Consider the following 17722-nt stretch of genomic DNA (forward strand, 5'->3'; position numbering starts at 1 on the left):
ACGGCATGGACGGCATGGACGGCATCGACCCCGGCGTCCCGCCCGGCGGCAACGGGTGCGCCGACTGCGACGAGGCGGGCGGTTGGTGGTTCCACCTGCGGCGCTGCGCGCAGTGCGGCCACATCGGCTGTTGCGACTCCTCGCCGGGCCAACACGCCACCGCGCACTGGAAGTCCAGCGGGCATCCCCTGGTGCAGAGCTTCGAGCCGGGCGAGGGCTGGTTCTGGAACTACGCCACCGACGCCATGTACGAGTCGGGTCCCGAGCTGGCGCCGCCGGACGGCCACCCGTCGGACCAGCCTTCGCCGGGACCGGCCGACCGCGTCCCGCAGAACTGGACCAACCTGCTGCACCGCTGAGGGCGGGCCCGCGCGCACCCGCGCCGACGGCCCGCCCCGCCCTGCCGTCGTAGGGGCTCGGGACGAGGGCAGGGGCCGGCGGGGATCAGCAGGGGCGGACCGGCTGGAGGTTGTGGACGAAACGCGCCGAGACCCAGCCGTTGGAGCCCTGGATCCGGTACCAGACGGGGTTGCCGTCCACCCATCCGCCCCGCTTCTGGCAGTTGAGCAGGATCCGCTGGTGCGGACGCAGCACCTTGACGACGCCCGAGTGGACGGTCGGCTTCTGCCGGACGTGGAGCGCCGCGTCGGAGACCACCTCACCGACCGGGTGGGTCGCCCTCGGCGCGCCGTGCGCGGGGACGGCTCCGAGCTGCCCGGTGGCCCCTGCCGTCGCGGCCCCCGGGCCGATCAGCACGGCGGCTCCCACCGCGCACGCGAGTACCGCTCTCTTCATCCTTGCACCCCTCTTCGCAGATCCCTACCGGCATCGAGCGGCCGGCGGGCGCTCGGCGTGTTCAGCGCCCCCCTCGACTATCCGCGCGGGCAACCCTGACGCCGGGCGGACACGCCCGCCCTCCTCCGGATGGCCCTCTCCGGGCCGTCGTCCTGACGCGCGTTCAGGGCTCCGACCATGAACCGATAGGGTGTTCGATGCCTCATGGTGGCGCGTGGCCCGCACCCCACGGAGCTTGTACGACACGCGCGTTACCCGGAGGCATGAAGTGAGTGGGACCAGACCGATTCACAGGGACCGGTCGACGACCGGCGGTGCGTTGAGGGCGTTCTTCCTGTCCTGGTGGACGAGCCATGACCGAGCCGCCGCGGCCGGGCGCGTGGACGACCGGGCCATCAGCAGGATGCGGGGCGCGCGGATGACGCTGGGCCTGGGCGCCGGCCTCTGGCTGATCGTGTCGTATCCGCTGAGCGACGGCGGCGAGGAGTTCGTGCTGGGCAAGATCGTGGAACTGGGCCTCTCCTGCCTCGTCCTCGCGGTCGGATGCGTGGTCGGCATCACCACCTTCCTCGTCATGAGCACCCCGGACAGGCGCCGTGACTTCGCCGAGCGTCTGCGCGGGCCCATCACGGCGGTCGCGATGCTCGCCGCCGGCCCGCTCTGCATGTGGGGGTCGGTCGAGTCCCTCCAGGGAGACCTGATCCCCGTCGAGGCCCTGCAGGGCGTCATCACGTTCTTCGGCGACGGGATCTTCGCCAAGTTGGTGGCCTTCCTGTTGCTCGCCGTCGGATGGCTCGCGTCCGTCGCCGTACTGCTCTGTTCGATCCCCTTCACGCTCTACTCCGCCTACATGTGCGTGTTCACCTGCCTCCGGGCCGGGGACGTGCACCAGCTGCTCCCCGCGTTGATATCCCCGCTGCTGGTCTGGTCGCTCCTCGCCTTCCAGCTCTTCATCGGTCCCGACGTGGCCGCGCCCGCGATCGTGCTGTACACCTTCATGTTCGGCGGCCCCCTGTCGGTGACCGCCCTCTCGGTCTGGGAAGTACGCCGTCTGCGCGTCCGCCACGGCATCACCCTGCGCAATGCGCTGGGCCGCTGATCCGTCGAATTCGGCACCAGCGCGCCGTCGGGCCTCAACTGCGCCGGGCACAGGGCGGATTAGGCTCGGCACGATGACGGAGAATGAGATCCAGCTCAAAGCCATCGCGGCGCTCACGGCCATCAGGTCCGGCGCCGACAGCCAGTTCGTCTCCGACCTGCTGGGAGAGGTGATCCCCGCAGAGTTCGTCGTTCCGGTCGATGCCGGTTTGGAGGAGACGGGCCTGGCCGTACTACGGCAGGTCTCGCAGCCGCTCAACGCCCTGGTGAACGGCTTCATCCTCGCGTTCGACGTCGTGGCCACGGCCCTCGACGCCGCGGGACTCGACACGTCCACCGAGGACCTGCTGCAGACCCTCGCACTGAGCCTGGCGGTCGAGGACACCGAATGAGACGGGCCGGTACGGGCTCGGACCGGTAGCGGCCGGTCCGAGCCCGTACCGCGCCCGGGCCCCGGACCGCCGGCCGCAGCGCCCGCCGTCGCATGGGTGTGCGGATCAGGATCGCCGCGACGATCGGAGCCACGGCGGCGGTCGCGGTCCCGGTCACCGGGGTCCAGGTGCCCGCCATGCTCGCGGACCGGGACCGGGAGACCGCCCTGGAGCGGCTCCGGGTCGCCGAGCGGGCGTACCAGGAATCCGGGAGGGCCTCATTCGGTGCGCAGCTCGATCCCCCCGACTTCCCCGAGCACCTGCTCTGCGGCGGGCCGCAACGGTTCCGCACCGGCGCGGCCGGTACGGGGCTGGGGCCCGGCCCGACGATCGCCGTCGGTCAGGCCGGCGTGATCGGGGCCGGGCTCCGGTTCGAGAACCCCGACGGGGGCGGTCTCGACGGGTCCCGGCAGCGTTGCGGTCTCGTCCGTCGCGGCAGCGGCGGGCCGGCTCCGTCCGCTCGCCGACCGAACGGAGCACGGACCTCAGTGGTGGCCGAGGAACCGGGCGGCCACGGCCTTGCGGGCCAACAACATGGCCACGCCCACCGCGACGGCCACCACAACCTCCATCGCCACGAACGGGAGGTCGTTGAGGTCCGCCCCGGCGATGGCGGCCAGCGAGGTGGCGCAGTCTCCCGCGGTCACCGCGAGGAACCAGACGCCCATCATCTGGCTGCCGTACTTCTCCGGCGCGAGCTTCGTCGTCGCCGACAGACCCACCGGCGACAGGCACAGCTCGCCCACCGTCTGGATCAGGAAGATGAGCGCGAGCCAGAGCGGCGAGACGCTCGCGCCGCCCTCCGCGGCCGCCAGGGCCAGCAGGAACACGGCGAACGACAGGCCCACCAGGATGAGTCCCACCCCGAACTTCGCCGGTGTGGACGGTTCGCGGTCCCGGCGGGCCAACCACTGCCACAGCCAGGCGAACACCGGGCCGAGCGCCATGACGAACAGCGGGTTCAGCGACTGGAACCAACTGGAGGGGAAGTCGAAGCCGAGCACCGTGGTGTCGGTGTTCTCGTCGGCGAAGATGTTGAGGGTGGAACCGCCCTGGTCGTAGACCATCCAGAAGACGGCGGCCGCGACGAACAGCCAGATGTAGCCGGACACCCGGGACTTCTCGGCCGCGGTCAGTTCCGGGTCCCGCCGGATGCGCGCGAGCGTCCAGGCCGGGAAGACCAGTCCCAGCACCGTGAGCGGGACCATCACCCAGTTGAGGGTGTAGTGCCCGGACAGCCCGACGACGAGGTAGAAGACGACCGGTACGAGCAGCCAGAGCAGGCCCTTGCGCAGCATGGCCCGGCGCGCGGTCGCGTCCATCGGGGAAGGGACGACGTCGCTGTGCGGGCTCAGCGAACGCCGACCCAACACGTACTGGGCCAGCCCCAGGGCCATGCCCACGCCGGCCACCGCGAATCCGAGGTGGTAGCTGACCTTCTGGCCGATCGTGCCGATCACCAGCGGGGCCAGGAAGGCACCGAGGTTGATGCCCATGTAGAAGATCGTGAAGGCGCTGTCCCGGCGCTCCTCCAGCGGCCCCCGGTAGAGGTGTCCGACCATCGTGGAGATGTTGGCCTTGACCAGGCCCGAGCCGACCGCGACGAAGAACAGGCCCGCGAAGAAGAACGGCGTCGTGGGCACGGCCAGCAGGAAGTGCCCGATCATGATGATCACGCAGGCGGTGGTGACGGACCGCCGGGGCCCGAGGAAGCGGTCGGAGACCCAACCTCCGGGCAGCGTCAGCAGGTACACCATGGAGACGTACACGCTGTAGATCGCCACCGCGGTACCGGTGGAGTAGCCGAGGCCGCCCTCGGCCACCGGAGCCGCCAGGTAGACGGCCAACAGGGCGCGCATCCCGTAATAGCTGAACCGCTCCCACATCTCGGTGAGGAACAGCGTCGCGAGTCCTCGTGGGTGTCCGAGGAACGTCCGCGGTTCGACTTCCCGGGCCTCTGTGCCCACGGTGCCCCCGTACTCCTGGTTCCGGCATGCGCGATGACAGCTGCAACGTACGTCGGGTCAGGGGTGCGGGTGTGGTGCCCCGGCCCGGCGGGCCGCGCGGGTCCTGCCGAGTTCCGCCGTTCGGTGGCGTCCGGCCGCCCGGCGGACGCCGTGCCGGGCTGACGCCGGGTACCGGCGAGGCGCCGTCCACTCATCGAGCGGGTGGCCGTTCGAACCGGCCGCCGGGGGCGGGGAACCGGATTCCTCTTGCGGGCCTCTCACTGGTCGGACAGCGAGGAGGCCGAGGATGACGGACCGGGCGGGCGGGGCGGGCGGAACCGGTGGGACGGGCAGGACGGATGCCGGTCCGTCGGGCCGGCGGCGGCCCCGGGAGATCGAGGCCGCCTGGGGGCTCACCGTCCTGGCCGTCGTGGTGGAGCTCCTGGTCTGGGTGTCGGGCTCGTTCCTGGTCGCGCCCACGGGCCTGAACGAGCTGAGCGAGGTCTCCGGCAGGGCCGGCGCCCACCGCCAACTCGCCGTGTCGGGAGCCATCACGGCCGTACTGCTCGCCGGTTGGCTGTCATTGGGCCGGTGCGTGAGGGCCGGCCAGGGGTGGGCCCGGACGGTACTGGCCGTCCTCACGGTCCTGAGCCTGCTGCTCCTGTTCGCCGACTCCGGCATGAACGGGCCGTGGCCGGGCGGCTGGGAGCTGTTCTCGGCGCTGCCCGACCTGGTGGCCACGGCGGCCGTCGTGTTCATGTACCTGCCCGGCGCACGCGGACATTTCCCGACCCGCGTGCGGCGGCCGGCCTGACGGGCGGACGGTACCGCCCGTCAATCGGGGCCCGTCACGCGGTCCCCGTCATACGGGCGTAGACGACGACGTTGCTGTCGTAGTAGTGCTTCTTCGGGTCGAAGTCGCCGCCGCAGGTGACCAGGCGCAGGCCCGCGTGGTCGAGGTTCTTGTACACCTCCAGCGTGGGGAAGTCGGCCTTCGGGTATTCGGCGACCTTGTTCACCGTGAACGTGACGGTCTTGTTGTCGCGCCGCGTCACCTTGATGGTGTCGCCGGCCTTCATCGTCCTCAGCTTCTCGAAGACGGCCGACGCGCCGTTCCAGGTGACGTGGCCGGCGATCACGGCCGGACCCTGGGAGCCGGGCGTCGGGCCCGGTTCGTACCAGCCCGCGAGTCCGGGGTCCTTCGGGGTCTGCATCGTGCCGTCCCCGTTGAGTCTCAGCGTCTCCAGGGAGCTGGAGAGGCCGAGGGAGGGGATCGTGATCTTCTGTGGTTCGGACCGGGCGAGGGCCGGCTCGCCCCGGCCCGCTCCCGTGCCGGTACCCGTACCGTTCTGCGTCCCGTCCCCAGGAGACCCGCCGTGGCCGCCGGTGGACGCCTCCCCGGTGGGAGCGGCCCCCTCGGCCGGTGCGCCGGCCGGTGCGGCCCGCCCTTGGGGCGCCGGGTCCTGGCCGGCGCACCCGGCCAGCAGCAACGTGCCCAGGGCCACCGCGGCGAGAGGGGCCGCGTTCCGTCGGCGGCGGGGCCGCGCCACGGACGTCACGGTCGCGGAGGACCGGATGCCCTTCACGCGGCGTCCTCCTCGGTCCGCGTGGGGCCGGGGGACACGGTGGCCCGCTTCCGCAGGAGCGTCATCGCGCCCGCCATCGCCGCGTACGCGAGGACCGCCGCGCCGGCCGTCGTCGCCAGCGGCACCGCCGCGTCCTCCGGGGAGCCACCACCGGTTTCGATGGCGCCGACCGGGATGGACCCCACGGCGGCGCCCTTGACCTCACCGCAGTTGGTCGGAGCCGTGGCCTCCTGGGGCAGCTTCGGGTCGAGTTCGCTCTTGCCGGCGCCGTCGAAGTCGTACTTGTCGTTGTCGTTGCGGTCGATGCCGTGCTGCACGACGTGCAGGTCCTTGATGTGGTCGACCACGTCCTGGCCGACGGTGATCGTCCGCTGGTAGGAGAGCTTGCCGGCCTTGTCTGCGACGGGCATGCGTTCCACCGCGAGGCCGCTGGTCGCCTTGGTTTCGCCGGAGGTGGTGAGCGAGATGTTGATGTCGCCGTAGTCGACGGTCGCCTCGGTGTTGTTCAGGATGCCGTCGCCGTTGGTGTCGTCACTGGCGTCGGGGCAGTGGAAGTCGTGCCCCTTGGTCGAACCGTGCAGGTGTTGGGCCGAGGGCTGTCCGGGCACCATCCCCTCGGACTCGATCCGCACGGTCAGCTGTTTGCCCTTGAGGCTGAGCATGACCGTTCCGCGTGAGCCCGAGTCGTTCAGTTGCGCCAGGTCGATCTGGTACGCCTTGCCCTCGTCGGCGAGGGCCGGGCCGGAAAGGCCCAGGGTCAGGAACACCGCGGCGGGCACGGCGGAGATGACCACGAGACGGCGGCCGGCACGCTTGACTATCACATTCGCTCCTGTTCCTTGGATTCCCTGGACGGGAATCACGGATCGCACGGGTGAAATGATCCCCGGGAAGGGATCTCCGTTACTTCTTCGAAGCCCCAACACCATTGGATTGGTGGCTGCTTGAAGAAATTCTTCGGAAATTCAACGTGCGCCGGTCACGCTGCTGCCCACGGTGCGGTCGAGAGCGGGCCGCCGGTCATCCAGATGCGTGACACGTCGTCCGCCAGACGAGGGGAACGGGCTGCCGCGCACAGCATTTCCGACAGCACGAGGATTCCGCGCGCCGTGCACCTCGGGTCGCTGTTCCGGTGCAACCAGATGACCGCGTTGATCATGGGGCGGCGCCCCACGGGAAGGACCGTGCGCCCGACGCCGGCCACCGCCTCCAGGGCGGAACACCCGCCGTCGAACGGAAGGGCCGCCGTGCGGGGCATGCCCGGCGGCGCGACCGAGTCCCGCACGTGGCGGAAGTAGGCCTCCGGCGGGGCCTGTCCGTTCTCGAAGGTGTTGCGGAAGCCGACGATCCGGACGTCCGATTCCCGGGGGAGGAACTCGACGTACAACTCGATGGACAAACCCCTCAACCGAATGTTCAGGGGCAGGTACCGCACCGATTCCTCCCCGATGCCCGCTCTTCTGGGAAACCACAGGGCTTCCGCCGCACCGGACCGGACGGCCGACACGAGGAGTCGGTACTCCGCCACCGTGGCGTCCTCCACGGAGAACGAAACGGGTTTCAGTACGACGGCATCCGCCAGTTGGAGGAGATCGGAACTCGCGCTCCCCGCCGGGAATCCCGTCGCAGCCGGTTCGATCCTGCTGAATTCACGCACGACAAATCCACCGCCTTCGACATCACCCAGGCCGACGACGGCTCTCATCACCCTTGTCGCCGGGCCTGGTTCGGTCCGGTTCTTTGTAGTCGGCCATCCGGGGCGGGAACGAATGTTTGGCCTCTGATGCTAAGAACTCCTCAGGAGATCGTGGATCGATCACCATCCGCGGGCGGACGATCGCGAAGGCGGGGTCGGCCCGGTCACCTCACGGTCCCGCGAGGAGTGAACAGCGACCTCCGGGTGTCGGCCGGGGACGGAAGCCGGCTGCCGGGACCCGGCCGATGCCGGGGCGGCTCGGGCATTCGGGTGGCCGCGCGCCGTGTCGGACTGCCGGTACCGGGCCGGTTCGTCATTCTGGGCCGGGCACGGCAGCGCACCTGCCGCTGCCCCTTCCCCGAGCGAGAAGGAGTACGGCATGCCCGCGGACACGGTAGGACGGTTCCTCGCGGCCTTGGACCCCCGGCAGCGGGAGGCCGTCGCCGGCAGACCGCACGAGGAGCAGGAGCGCCTCGCGGGCGCGTGGGAGGAGGAACTGGCTTCGGACGACGAGCTCGACACCCTCGACGAACTGTCCCCGCCCGCGGCGGAGGCCGAGGCGGCCCGCCGCGTCATGGACCGCGAGGCGTGAGACGACGGGGCGTGGAGGCCCCGCGCCGGCCCCTCGGGACTTTCAGTCGCCGGGGGTTTCGAGCGGGCGCAGGAAGCGGCGTTCGTACCGCTTGATGCAACGGGTCTCGCGCGCCAGGTCGAAGGCGGCCTGGCACTCCGGATCGGACATGCTGTCCGTGCGGTACTGCTCGTAGGCCGCGAAACCGGGGAAGGAGAAGAGGGCGTAGGCGATGTCGCTGTCGCCCTCGCTGGGCAGGAAGTACCCGTGGTGGGTGCCGCCGAAGCGGTTGACCAGCCGGACCCAACGGCGTCCGTACTCCTCGAAGTCCGCGAGCTTGTCGACGTCGATCTCGTACTTCAGATGAATGGTGATCACCCGCCCATCATGCCCGTCGGCGGCGCCGGCCCCGTCGGGCGGGGCGGGCGGTGTCCGGGGGAGGGCGTCAGGCGCACTCGCTCTGCGCGTTCGCCGGGGTCCAGTCCGACGGGCCGACGGCGTTGATGGCCCGTATCTGGAAGCACTGCCTGCCCAGGGGCAGGTCGGGCCAGGTGAAGGACGTGGCGTCGGGGGCCGCGGCCCTGGACTGGTTGAGGGTGGTGTTGCGGATCTCCAGGTGGGTCTCGTCGGTCGCGGGGTTCTCCCACTGCAGCTGCACCTGGGTGCGGCCCACCGGGTCGGTGCCGACCCTGGCGGCCACCACGCCCGACGGTTCGGCCGGGCTGCCGATGCCGGTTCCGGTGCCGCCGGTGTGTTTCAGGGTGAAGTTCGTCGTGGTCAGGTCGCCGGAGAAGGCCTCGTCGTTCGCGGCCGACAGCGACACCGTCATGCTCTGGCGGGGCTTGAAGCCCTTCTGGATGGCCTGGTCCTCGGCGTCGAGGTCGTTGGACTTGCAGCTCGATCCCTCGTAGAGGCGGAGCGTCGGTGAGACGACGACCATCTCGTCGGGCCTGAGCTGGAGGTGGACGCTCAGTTGGCCGCGGGACTCCCCGCCCACGCACGCCGACATGTCCAGGGTGGCCGTCGGCCTGTCGTGGCTCAGGGCGGCGGTCCTGTTCATGTCGAAGGTCTTGCTGGACGCACTCGTGCCGATACCGCCCGCGTTCGCGACGAAGAGCGTTCCGGTCAGGGTGATGGTGTGCGTGCTCGCCGCGGCTGCCGGCGGGGCGATCCACACGCACAGGAGTGGAATCGGTACGGCCGCCACGGCGGCGAGACGTCGCAGCCTCATCGCCACACCTCGCAATCGCCTCGTCCGGGCCCGGAGGGATCCGAGCGGAAAGGGGTGGGACCTTCATCGTCGCGCCCTCCCACGGCGCCGTCCACCGCTGGCCACCGGCGCCGCGTATCGATTCCCATTTTCACGGGAGAACCCGCAGGTCGGACGGGCGGCGAGGGGGCGGCTCCACTCACGGTGCCCCCGCACCGGCCCTGCGCGCCGCGCCGGACGGGGTCCCGCAACTTGCCCCGGAGCGGCAGGAATCCCGCTCTTCGGGGAGGGGACACCGCCGAAACCTCGTACGCTGCGACGGAGTGGGAGACGTCGTGGAGGGGGATTCGCATGTCCTTGCAGAAGGGCGCCAACGTACCGGTGCCGAGCGCCGGGGTCCGGGTGGAGCTGGGTTGGCGGGGTGGGCCCGGGGCGCCGGACGTGGACGTGTCGGCCCTGTTGCTGACAGCGGCCGGGAAGGTGAGGTCGGACGACGACTTCGTGTTCTACAACCAGCCCGTGCACGCCAGTGGCGCCGTGCGCCACGAGGGCCGGCGCCAGGACGGCTCGGGCCCGCTGGAGACCATCACGGTGACGCTGACGGCGGTCGAGCAGGAGATCGGGACCGTGGTGGTCGCGGCTTCCACCGACGGCACGTTCGGTCAGGTGGCCGGCCTGTTCGTGCGCGTGCTGGACGCGGAGAGCGGCGCGGAGACGGCGAGGTTCGACCCCACGGGCGCCACCACGGAGACGGCGTTCGTGCTCGGGGAGCTGTACCGGCGGGCCGGCACGTGGAAGTTCCGCGCGGTGGGTCAGGGATACGCCTCCGGGCTGGCGGGGCTCGCCACCGATTTCGGGATCACGGTGGACGACCCCGCCCCGTCCACGCCCACGCCCACGCCGGCGCCCGTGCCCGTGCCCGTGCCCGTGCAGCAGCCCGTGCGGCAACCGGTGAGTCCGCCGGTGACCCGCCCTCCGGCCCCGCAGGCCCGGCCGACCCCGGAGCCGGCCCACACCCAGCCCGTGCGGCTGTCGAAGATCACCTTGACGAAGGCGGCACCCTCGGTGTCGCTGACCAAGCAGGGGGCCACCTCCGGCGGCATGCGGGTCAACCTCAAGTGGAGCGCGGCCACCCCGGCGCGCGGCTGGATGCGGAAGGGGAAGGACGCCGTCCGGCTGGAGGACGTCGACCTCGACCTCTCCTGCCTGTGGGAACTGCGGAACGGAACGATGGGGATCGTCCATCCCATCAACAACCAGTTCGGGTCGTTCGACCAGCCCCCGTACGTCCTGCTGGACCAGGACGACCGGACCGGCGGGAGCGAGGACGGCGAGAACCTCATGATCAACCTTGATCACACGGCCGACATCAAACGCCTCCTGGTGTTCGTGTCCATCTACGCCGGCGCCACCAACTTCGCGGGACTGCAAGGGGTCGCCACGCTGTACCCGCCCGTCGGTCCGCCGATCGAGGTCCGCCTGGACGAATGCACCGTCCCCGCGCCGGTGGCCGCGATCGCGCTGATCGAGAACGTGGGCGGGGAACTGATCGTCCGGCGGGAGGCGAAGTACCTCGTGCTCCCGCCCGGCATCCTCAAGCAGCAGGCGGTGGACCTGGAGTACGGCTGGGGCATGAGCTGGGAGCCGGCCAGCAAGGACTGACCGCTCCCCGCCACCACGCACCCGGCAGGGTCCGGGAGGAACGCCCCGACGCGAGTGCCCGCGTCGGGGCGTTCCTTCGTGGCGGGCGGCGCGCGTGCGGGGTCCGGGCCCTGGTGACTCGTGCGTACTGCACGCCCCGTCGGTGACAGCCGTGACTGTCGCGGCCCTCGGTCGCCGTGACAGCGTGAGGACGTCACCGACCGAGGGAGCAGGAGTGAACAAGGGGTACGCCGCCTTCTGCGACGCCGACCGATGGTTCTACGACGCGCCGTACCGGCGGGCCGAGGAGAACTACCCGGCCGCGCTCGCCCCCGTACCGGCGGGGTGGCAGACGCACCGCAGCGGGGACTGGCTGGCGCTGCGCCCCCTGGACGCCCGACTTCCCTCCCAGGGTTGGAAGATCCACGTCTCGGCGTGTCTGGACAACGCCGAGTCCGTCCTGGATCGGGTCCACCGCTACTGCGTGGACCGCCGGATCGCGTTCAAGTTCGTGCCGAGCCGGTACCTGCTGCACCTGCGCAACGCGAAGTACGCCGACCGCGCGGCGAGCGGCAAGTTCCTCACCGTGTACCCGGCGGACGAGGATCAGTGCGGACGCGTCGCCGAGGACCTCGACGCGCTGCTCGCCGGCGAGCCGGGCCCGTACATCCTGAGCGACCTGCGCTGGAACGACGGCCCCGTGCACCTGCGTTACGGCAGCTTCACCCTGCGGCACTGCTACGACGACCGCGGGGAGCTGGTCCCGGCGATCGAGGCCCCGGACGGCCGGCTCGTGCCGGACCCGCGGGGGCCGGTGTTCCAGCCGCCCGAGTGGATCGAACCGCCCGCGTTCCTGGCACCCCACCTGGCCAGGCGGGCCTCCGTCACCCTGGAAGGCCTCCCCTACACCGTCGAGCGCGCCCTGCACTTCTCCAACGGGGGCGGCGTCTACGTGGGGCGGGACGTCCGCTCCGGCGAGCGGGTCGTCCTCAAGGAAGGGCGCCCCTTCGCCGGCCTCGCGGCCGACGGCGCGGACGCCGTGACCCGGCTGCACCGCGAACGCCGGGCCCTGGAACAGCTGGCCGGGCTGGACTGCGTGCCCTCGGTGCACGGCACCTTCACCGTCGGGGATCACCACTTCCTCGTGATGCGGCACTTGGACGGCAAACCCCTCAACACCTACTTCGCGCGCCGGCACCCGTTGATCGAGGCGGACCCCGATCCCGCGGAGCTCGCGGAGTACACCCGGTGGGCGCTGGAGATCCACCGGCAGGTGACGGAGGCCGTGGAGGCCGTGCACGCCCGCGGCATCGTCTTCAACGACCTGCACCTGTTCAACGTCATGGTCGCGGAGGACGAGGTGACCGGCGCGCCGTCGGTCGCGCTGCTCGACTTCGAGGCCGCCGCCCACGTCGACGAGGGACTCCGTCAGACCGTCGCCAACCCGGCGTTCGTCGCCCCGGCCGACCGGCGCGGCTTCGGCGTCGACCGGTACGCCCTGGCCTGCCTGCGGCTGGCCCTGTTCCTGCCGCTGACGAGTCTGCTGGTGATGGACCGGGCGAAGGCCGCGCACCTGGCCGACATCGCCGCCGAGCAGTTCCCCGTGCCCCGCGAGTTCCTCGACGAGGCGGTACGGGAGATCCTCGCCGGCACCGAAGGCGGGTCCGGCGGCGCATCCGGCGGGCCGGCGGTGGTTCCCCGGCGCCCCTACCTGCCGGTCGAGCCCGGGAGTTGGGACGAGGCCCGCGCCTCGATGACGGCGGCCCTCCGGGCGAGCGCCACCTTCGACCGCGAGGACCGGCTCTTCCCGGGCGACACCGCCCAGTTCGCGACCGCCGGTGGCGGAACCGGGTTCGGCCACGGAGCGGCCGGTGTCCTGTACGCGCTGGCCGAGACGGGCGCCGAACCGTGGCCCGAGGCCGAGGAGTGGCTGCTGGCCCGGACCAAGGAGCCCGCCTCCGGGATGCCCCTGGGCTTCTACGACGGCCTCGCCGGTCTCGCGTGGACCCTGGAGCGGCTCGGCCACCGGGACCGCGCCCTCGCCCTCGCCGAGCAACTGCTGTCCCAGCCCTGGCAGTCGGCCGGGCCCGACCTGCACGGCGGACTCGCCGGCATCGGCTTGGCCCTGGACTCCCTGGGTTCGACCACCGGCGAGGTCGAACTGCACGCCGCGGCCCTGCGCTGCGCCGAACTCCTCCCGGAGCCCGCGGCCGGGCCGAACCGGGCCGGTCTGCTCCATGGTCACAGCGGGGCCGCCCTGCTCCACCTGCGGCTCTACGAACGCACCGGGGAGACGGAGTTGCTGGCGCGGGCCGGCCGGGCCCTGCACCGCGACCTCGACCGCTGCGTGACCAGCGCCTTCGGCACCTTGCAGGTCGACGAGGGGTGGCGCACGATGCCCTATCTCGGCGGCGGCAGCGTGGGCATCGGCATGGTGCTGGACGACTGGCTGGCGCACGCCCGGGACGACCGCTTCGAACGGGCCCGGCCGGAGATCGTCCGCGCCGCCCAGGCGACGTTCTACGCGCAGCCCGGCCTGTTCCGCGGCGCGGCCGGAATGATCCTCCACCTGGCGCGGACCACCACTCCGGGACCGGGCTCCGACCCCGGGGACATCGCCCGGCAGGTGGAGGCCCTGGCCCGGCACGCGGTCCCGTACCGAGGCTTCCTGGCCTTCCCCGGCGAGCAGATGATGCGCCTGTCCATGGACCTGTCCACGGGCACGGCCGGCGCTCTCCTCGCCCTCGGCAGCGCCGCGCCCGGCGGGCGCGCCCAGCTGCCGTTCCTCCCGCCGCCGCGGTCTGCCGCGGCGGCCCCAGAGCCGGTCCCCGTCACGGGGGCCGTGACCCATCGGAACACCACAGTGAAGAGGAATCGGACATGACGCTCCTGGACCTGCAGTCGATGGACACCCCGAAGGAAGAGACCACCGAGGCCGCGCACCTGACCGGCGGCGGCAGCCGCGCCAGCCTGCTCCTCTGCGGCGACAGCAGCCTCAGCATCACGACCTGTAACTGATCAGGTCATTCCGGGCCCGGGCGGTTCACCGCCCGGGCCCGCACCACACCCCTGGAGCCGCCGCCCATGACAGCGCCCGATCCCGTCGACGGGGCGGCGGCCGCCCGCGGCGCCGACAGGGCCCTGCGGGCGGCCGCACGCCACAGCGCCGGCCGCCTCACCGCCGCCTCCGCCTGCTCCGTGGCCGCCGCCGTCGCGGCCCTGGCCGAACCGGCCGTCCTCGGCCACACCCTCGACCTGCTGCTGCGACAGGACCCCGCCGGCGCCCGGTGGACCGCGTGGTGTGCGGTGGTGATCGCCGCCGAGGTCCTCCTCGACGCCGCCACGGCCCGGCTGGGCGGCGGCGTCGACGGCCGCTCCACCGCTTGGCTGCGCCGGTTGGGTCTCGCCCGGCTGCTGCGCACCGCGCCGCACCACGCCGCCCGCCACTCCCCCGGTGAGCTGTCGGCCCGGCTGACCTCGCACGCGACCACCGCCGGTGGTGTACCGGCGGCCGTCGTCGGCGCGGCCGTGGCCCTGCTGCCGCCGGTCGGTGGACTCGTGGCGCTGTTCCTGGTCGACGTGTGGACCGGGCTGGCCTTCCTCGCCGGACTCCCGCTGCTCGCCGTGCTGTTGCGGGCCTTCGCGCGTGATTCGGGGGCCAGCGTCAGCCGCTACCAGGAGGTGCAGCTGGCCATGGCCGGTCGCCTCGTGGAGGCGCTCGCGGGCGCCCGTACGATCGCCGCCGCCGGCACCGCCGAGCGCGAACAGGCGCGTGTACTGGCCCGGTTGCCGGAGCTGGGCGCCGAGGGACGGCGGACGTGGCGGATCTACGGCTCGACCGTGGCCCGTACGAGCGCCCTCATGCCGCTGCTGCTGTACGTGGTCCTCGGCGTGGGCGGGGTCCGGCTGGCCGACGGCGCACTCGGTGTCGGCGGGCTCCTCGCGGCGGTCCGCTACGCGGGCCTCGCGGCCGGCGCCGGTGCCGTGACGGGCCGGCTGGCGGCCGTGGTCCGCGGCCGGGCCGCCGCCCGCCGCACGGCGACCCTCTTCGACCTGCCCGAACTCCCGCAAGGCGCAAGCCGGTTGCCCGAGGACGGTCCCGGCACCCTGGAACTGCTCGGGGTGCGCGTGGTGCGGTCGGGCGTCGTGGTCCTGCACGACGTCGACCTGCGGATCCCCGGCGGAACGACCGCGGCCGTCGTCGGCCGCTCGGGCTCCGGCAAGACGACGCTGGCCGCCGCGGCGGGACGGCTCACCGCCTGCGACGGAGGTCGGGTACTGCTCGACGGCGTACCGCTGGACGAGCTGTCCCCCGAGGAACTGCGTCGGGAGGTCGGCCACGCCTTCGAACGGCCGGCGCTCTTCGGCGCGGACATCGCGGCCGCCCTCGCGTTCGGCAGCGGTCCCGCGCCGGCCCCGGAGGACGTGCGCGCCGCCGCGCGGGCGGCCGGCGCCGACGCCTTCGTGCGGCGACTGCCCGAGGGGTACGGGACGGCGCCCGCGGACGCGCCCATGTCCGGTGGCGAGCTGCAACGACTGGGCCTGGCACGGGCGTTCTGCCGTGCGGGGCGATTGCTCGTGCTGGACGACGCGACGTCGAGCCTGGACACCCTCACCGCCCGGGAGGTGGAGCGCGCCCTGGCCCGCGACGTCCGGCCGGGCACCCGTCTGGTCGTCGCGCACCGCATCTCCTCGGCCGCCCGCGCCGACCTCGTCGTATGGCTCGACGCGGGACGGGTGCGGGCGACCGGTCCGCACGCGGAGCTGTGGCGGGACCCCGCCTACCGGGCGGTGTTCGGCGACGGGACGGATGCCGCCGGTGAGCCGGCGGCGCGACCCGCCGACGGATCCGGCTCCCGGGGGGCGGGCGGTCCGTACGGCGGTCTCACGCGGCGGCCCGCGCCGGAGCCGCCCGGCCGGGAGGCGGTCCGATGAGCGAGTACGGAACCTGGCGGCGGGTGTCCCGTGAGGGCCGTCGCTTCCTGCGCGGACGGCCCCGCCCACTGCGCCGGCTCGCGCTCTGGTCCCTGTTGGAGTCCGCGCACACCTTCCTCGGGGGGTACGCGGTGGCCCGCGCCCTCGACGACGGTTTCCTCGCCGGCCGCACCGGTACGGGCATCGGCTGGCTGGTCGTGGCCGGCGCGGGCGCCCTGCTGGGCGCGCTCGCCCTGCGGGGCGTGTTCGGCGGGCTCGCGGACCTGGTCGAACCGCTGCGGGACGGTCTGGTGCGGCGCTCGGTGCGCCAGGCGATCGGGCGGGCCGTCGCCGACCCCGGACGGCCCGGCGACGCGGGCGCGGTCTCGCGGCTCACGCAGCAGACCGAGATGGCCCGGGACTCCTCCGCCGGACTCGTCCTGGTCGCCCGGTCGTTCGTCTTCACCGCCCTGGGCGCGCTGCTCGGGCTGGCCGCGCTGTCCCCCGTACTGCTGGTCCTCGTCCTGCCCGCCCTGCTCCTGGGCGCGGCCGGGTTCCTCGCCACGCTGCACCCGATGGCGCGCGTGCAGCGGGCTGCGCTCGACACGGACGAGGCACTGTCCGCGCGCGCCGCAGAGCTGGCGTCGGGGCTGCGCGACGTCGTCGCGTGCGGCGGCGCGGCGAGCGCCGGGGCCGGCGTGGAGACGTTGATCGCCGAGCAGGAGCGGCTGACCGCCCGGCTCGCGCGGTGGACCGCCCTGCGCACGCTGGCCCTGGGCGTCGCGGGCCGGCTGCCGGTGGTCGTGGTGCTCGCCGCGACGCCCTGGTTGCTGGGGCGCGGGGTGAGCACGGGCGCGGTGGCCGGGGCGCTCACCTATCTCGTGCAGTCGCTGCTCCCGGCCCTGGACGCGCTGATGACGGCGCTGGGGGCGGCGGGCACCCGGCTGCTGGTGGTGCTGGACCGGTTCTGCGATCCGGCTCCGGGGGCGGCGACGCGGTCCCCGGAACCGGGGACGCCCGCCCCGACCCCCGCATCCGTACCCGCGCCCGTCCCCGTACCCGCGCCCGCGCCCGCGCCCGCCGTCGAGCTGCGTCGGGTCCGGTTCGCCTACGGTCCCCGCGCGGACCCGGTGATCGACGGCCTCGACCTGGTGGTCGGCGCCGGCGAGCACCTGGCCGTGGTCGGGCCGAGCGGCATCGGCAAGTCCACCCTCACCGCTCTGATCGCCGGGCTGCTGCCGCCCGGCGGCGGCACCGTACGGGTCGCGGGCGCGCCCGTACGGGGCACCCCGGGACCCGGCCCCGACGTCCGCCGGACCCTGCTGCCCCAGCAGGCGTACGTGTTCACGGGCACGGTCCGGGAGAACCTGACCCACCTGTGCCCCGGCCGGGTGTCCGGCGCACAGGTGGAGCGGGCCGCGGCCGCCCTCGGCGCGGACGGGCTGGTGGCCCGGCTCGGCGGGCTGGACGCGGCCGTCGACCCGGGTCGGCTCTCCCAGGGCGAGCGCCAGCACCTCGCCCTCACGGCCGCCTACCTCTCCCCCGCCCCCCTGCTGCTGCTCGACGAGGCCACCTGCCACCTCGACCCCCGGACCGAGGAACGCGCCGAGCGTGCGCTCGCCGAGCGGCCCGGCACCCTGGTGGTGGTCGCGCACCGGATCTCCTCCGCCGTCAGGGCCGACCGGGTCCTCGTCCTCGACGGGACCCGGGCGGTGTGCGGCACGCATGCGGAGCTCCCGGCCAGGTCGCCCCTGTACCGGGATCTGGTGGGCCTGTGGGACGCGCGCGGGTGAGGCGCGCACGGCCGGGCGGATCGCCCGTCTGCCGTCGGGGG

General features: G+C 72.9%; 17 protein-coding genes and 1 pseudogene. 11 read left to right on the forward strand and 7 right to left on the reverse strand.

Annotated elements, in window-relative coordinates; genetic code table 11:
* Window positions 1-5: 5 nt before the first annotated feature.
* Window positions 6-359, forward strand: coding sequence for a UBP-type zinc finger domain-containing protein (locus NOD94_RS06565; protein ID WP_281204824.1), 354 nt, complete (start codon window positions 6-8; stop codon window positions 357-359).
* An 85-nt stretch (window positions 360-444) separates the two neighbouring features.
* Here NOD94_RS06565 and NOD94_RS06570 read toward each other — a convergent pair whose 3' ends face one another.
* Window positions 445-795, reverse strand: coding sequence for an SH3 domain-containing protein (locus NOD94_RS06570; protein ID WP_281204767.1), 351 nt, complete (start codon window positions 793-795; stop codon window positions 445-447).
* 319 nt (window positions 796-1114) lie between these two features.
* On the opposite strand from NOD94_RS06570, the gene NOD94_RS06575 reads away from it, so the two are divergent.
* From NOD94_RS06575 to NOD94_RS06585, 3 genes and pseudogenes are all read left to right on the forward strand, one after another.
* Window positions 1115-1894 (forward strand): hypothetical protein, encoded by a 780-nt coding sequence (locus NOD94_RS06575; protein ID WP_281204768.1) that lies wholly within the window; start codon window positions 1115-1117, stop codon window positions 1892-1894.
* Window positions 1895-1967: 73 nt separating this feature from the next.
* Window positions 1968-2285 carry a hypothetical protein gene (locus NOD94_RS06580; RefSeq protein ID WP_281204769.1) on the forward strand — a complete coding sequence of 106 codons (318 nt, stop codon included), beginning with the start codon at window positions 1968-1970 and terminating at the stop codon, window positions 2283-2285.
* Between the two features lie 281 nt (window positions 2286-2566).
* Window positions 2567-2722, forward strand: a pseudogene (locus NOD94_RS06585) (sensor histidine kinase); the annotation flags it as partial.
* 87 nt (window positions 2723-2809) lie between these two features.
* Here the strand turns inward: NOD94_RS06585 and NOD94_RS06590 are convergent.
* Window positions 2810-4291, reverse strand: coding sequence for an oligopeptide:H+ symporter (locus NOD94_RS06590; RefSeq protein ID WP_281204770.1), 1482 nt, complete (start codon window positions 4289-4291; stop codon window positions 2810-2812).
* A gap of 286 nt (window positions 4292-4577) precedes the next feature.
* Between NOD94_RS06590 and NOD94_RS06595 the strand changes: the two genes are divergently transcribed.
* A complete protein-coding gene (locus NOD94_RS06595; RefSeq protein WP_281204771.1) occupies window positions 4578-5084 on the forward strand; it encodes a hypothetical protein in 507 nt (168 codons plus the stop codon).
* A gap of 34 nt (window positions 5085-5118) precedes the next feature.
* On the opposite strand, the gene NOD94_RS06600 is transcribed toward NOD94_RS06595, so the two are convergent.
* The 3 genes from NOD94_RS06600 to NOD94_RS06610 all read right to left on the reverse strand — a co-directional run bounded on the left by NOD94_RS06600 (window position 5119) and on the right by NOD94_RS06610 (window position 7513).
* Window positions 5119-5856, reverse strand: coding sequence for a class F sortase (locus NOD94_RS06600; RefSeq protein ID WP_281204772.1), 738 nt, complete (start codon window positions 5854-5856; stop codon window positions 5119-5121).
* A complete protein-coding gene (locus tag NOD94_RS06605) occupies window positions 5853-6680 on the reverse strand; it encodes a hypothetical protein (RefSeq protein ID WP_281204773.1) in 828 nt (275 codons plus the stop codon). Before NOD94_RS06605 ends, NOD94_RS06600 begins: the two co-directional genes overlap by 4 nt.
* 155 nt (window positions 6681-6835) lie before the next feature.
* Window positions 6836-7513, reverse strand: a complete 678-nt coding sequence (locus tag NOD94_RS06610; RefSeq protein ID WP_281204774.1) for a ribosome-inactivating family protein — start codon at window positions 7511-7513, stop codon at window positions 6836-6838.
* Window positions 7514-7931: 418 nt separating this feature from the next.
* Between NOD94_RS06610 and NOD94_RS06615 the strand changes: the two genes are divergently transcribed.
* Window positions 7932-8144: a hypothetical protein gene (locus tag NOD94_RS06615; protein ID WP_281204775.1), complete on the forward strand. Its 213-nt coding sequence runs from the start codon at window positions 7932-7934 to the stop codon at window positions 8142-8144.
* A gap of 42 nt (window positions 8145-8186) precedes the next feature.
* Here NOD94_RS06615 and NOD94_RS06620 read toward each other — a convergent pair whose 3' ends face one another.
* The gene (locus NOD94_RS06620; protein ID WP_281204776.1) at window positions 8187-8501 is read right to left on the reverse strand and encodes an NIPSNAP family protein; all 315 of its coding nucleotides are present in this window, start codon (window positions 8499-8501) and stop codon (window positions 8187-8189) included.
* Window positions 8502-8568: 67 nt separating this feature from the next.
* The gene (locus NOD94_RS06625) at window positions 8569-9354 is read right to left on the reverse strand and encodes a fibronectin type III domain-containing protein (RefSeq protein WP_281204777.1); all 786 of its coding nucleotides are present in this window, start codon (window positions 9352-9354) and stop codon (window positions 8569-8571) included.
* A 330-nt stretch (window positions 9355-9684) separates the two neighbouring features.
* On the opposite strand from NOD94_RS06625, the gene NOD94_RS06630 reads away from it, so the two are divergent.
* The 5 genes from NOD94_RS06630 to NOD94_RS06650 all read left to right on the forward strand — a co-directional run bounded on the left by NOD94_RS06630 (window position 9685) and on the right by NOD94_RS06650 (window position 17681).
* Window positions 9685-10995, forward strand: coding sequence for a TerD family protein (locus NOD94_RS06630; RefSeq protein WP_281204778.1), 1311 nt, complete (start codon window positions 9685-9687; stop codon window positions 10993-10995).
* Between the two features lie 214 nt (window positions 10996-11209).
* A complete protein-coding gene (gene lanKC, locus NOD94_RS06635) occupies window positions 11210-13858 on the forward strand; it encodes a class III lanthionine synthetase LanKC (protein ID WP_281204779.1) in 2649 nt (882 codons plus the stop codon).
* Window positions 13855-13992: a SapB/AmfS family lanthipeptide gene (locus NOD94_RS06640; RefSeq protein ID WP_281204780.1), complete on the forward strand. Its 138-nt coding sequence runs from the start codon at window positions 13855-13857 to the stop codon at window positions 13990-13992. The genes lanKC and NOD94_RS06640 overlap by 4 nt, the downstream gene beginning before the upstream one ends.
* 66 nt (window positions 13993-14058) lie before the next feature.
* Window positions 14059-15909 carry an ABC transporter ATP-binding protein gene (locus tag NOD94_RS06645; RefSeq protein ID WP_281204781.1) on the forward strand — a complete coding sequence of 617 codons (1851 nt, stop codon included), beginning with the start codon at window positions 14059-14061 and terminating at the stop codon, window positions 15907-15909.
* Window positions 15906-17681 carry an ABC transporter ATP-binding protein gene (locus NOD94_RS06650; protein ID WP_281204782.1) on the forward strand — a complete coding sequence of 592 codons (1776 nt, stop codon included), beginning with the start codon at window positions 15906-15908 and terminating at the stop codon, window positions 17679-17681. Before NOD94_RS06645 ends, NOD94_RS06650 begins: the two co-directional genes overlap by 4 nt.
* The last annotated feature ends 41 nt before the right edge of the window (window positions 17682-17722 follow it).

It is taken from the genome of Streptomyces sp. Isolate_45 (genome assembly GCF_024721315.2).
In the GTDB taxonomy this organism is placed as follows: domain Bacteria; phylum Actinomycetota; class Actinomycetes; order Streptomycetales; family Streptomycetaceae; genus Streptomyces.

Bases quoted from the DNA above. Each gene is read 5' to 3' on its own strand.
- NOD94_RS06625 (WP_281204777.1), bottom strand. From the start codon at position 9,354: ATGAGGCTGCGACGTCTCGCCGCCGTGGCGGCCGTACCGATTCCACTC.
- NOD94_RS06640 (WP_281204780.1), top strand. From the start codon at position 13,855: ATGACGCTCCTGGACCTGCAGTCGATGGACACCCCGAAGGAAGAGACC.
- NOD94_RS06650 (WP_281204782.1), top strand. From the start codon at position 15,906: ATGAGCGAGTACGGAACCTGGCGGCGGGTGTCCCGTGAGGGCCGTCGC.
- NOD94_RS06565 (WP_281204824.1), top strand. From the start codon at position 6: ATGGACGGCATGGACGGCATCGACCCCGGCGTCCCGCCCGGCGGCAAC.
- NOD94_RS06570 (WP_281204767.1), bottom strand. From the start codon at position 795: ATGAAGAGAGCGGTACTCGCGTGCGCGGTGGGAGCCGCCGTGCTGATC.
- NOD94_RS06630 (WP_281204778.1), top strand. From the start codon at position 9,685: ATGTCCTTGCAGAAGGGCGCCAACGTACCGGTGCCGAGCGCCGGGGTC.
- NOD94_RS06595 (WP_281204771.1), top strand. From the start codon at position 4,578: ATGACGGACCGGGCGGGCGGGGCGGGCGGAACCGGTGGGACGGGCAGG.
- NOD94_RS06580 (WP_281204769.1), top strand. From the start codon at position 1,968: ATGACGGAGAATGAGATCCAGCTCAAAGCCATCGCGGCGCTCACGGCC.
- NOD94_RS06645 (WP_281204781.1), top strand. From the start codon at position 14,059: ATGACAGCGCCCGATCCCGTCGACGGGGCGGCGGCCGCCCGCGGCGCC.
- NOD94_RS06615 (WP_281204775.1), top strand. From the start codon at position 7,932: ATGCCCGCGGACACGGTAGGACGGTTCCTCGCGGCCTTGGACCCCCGG.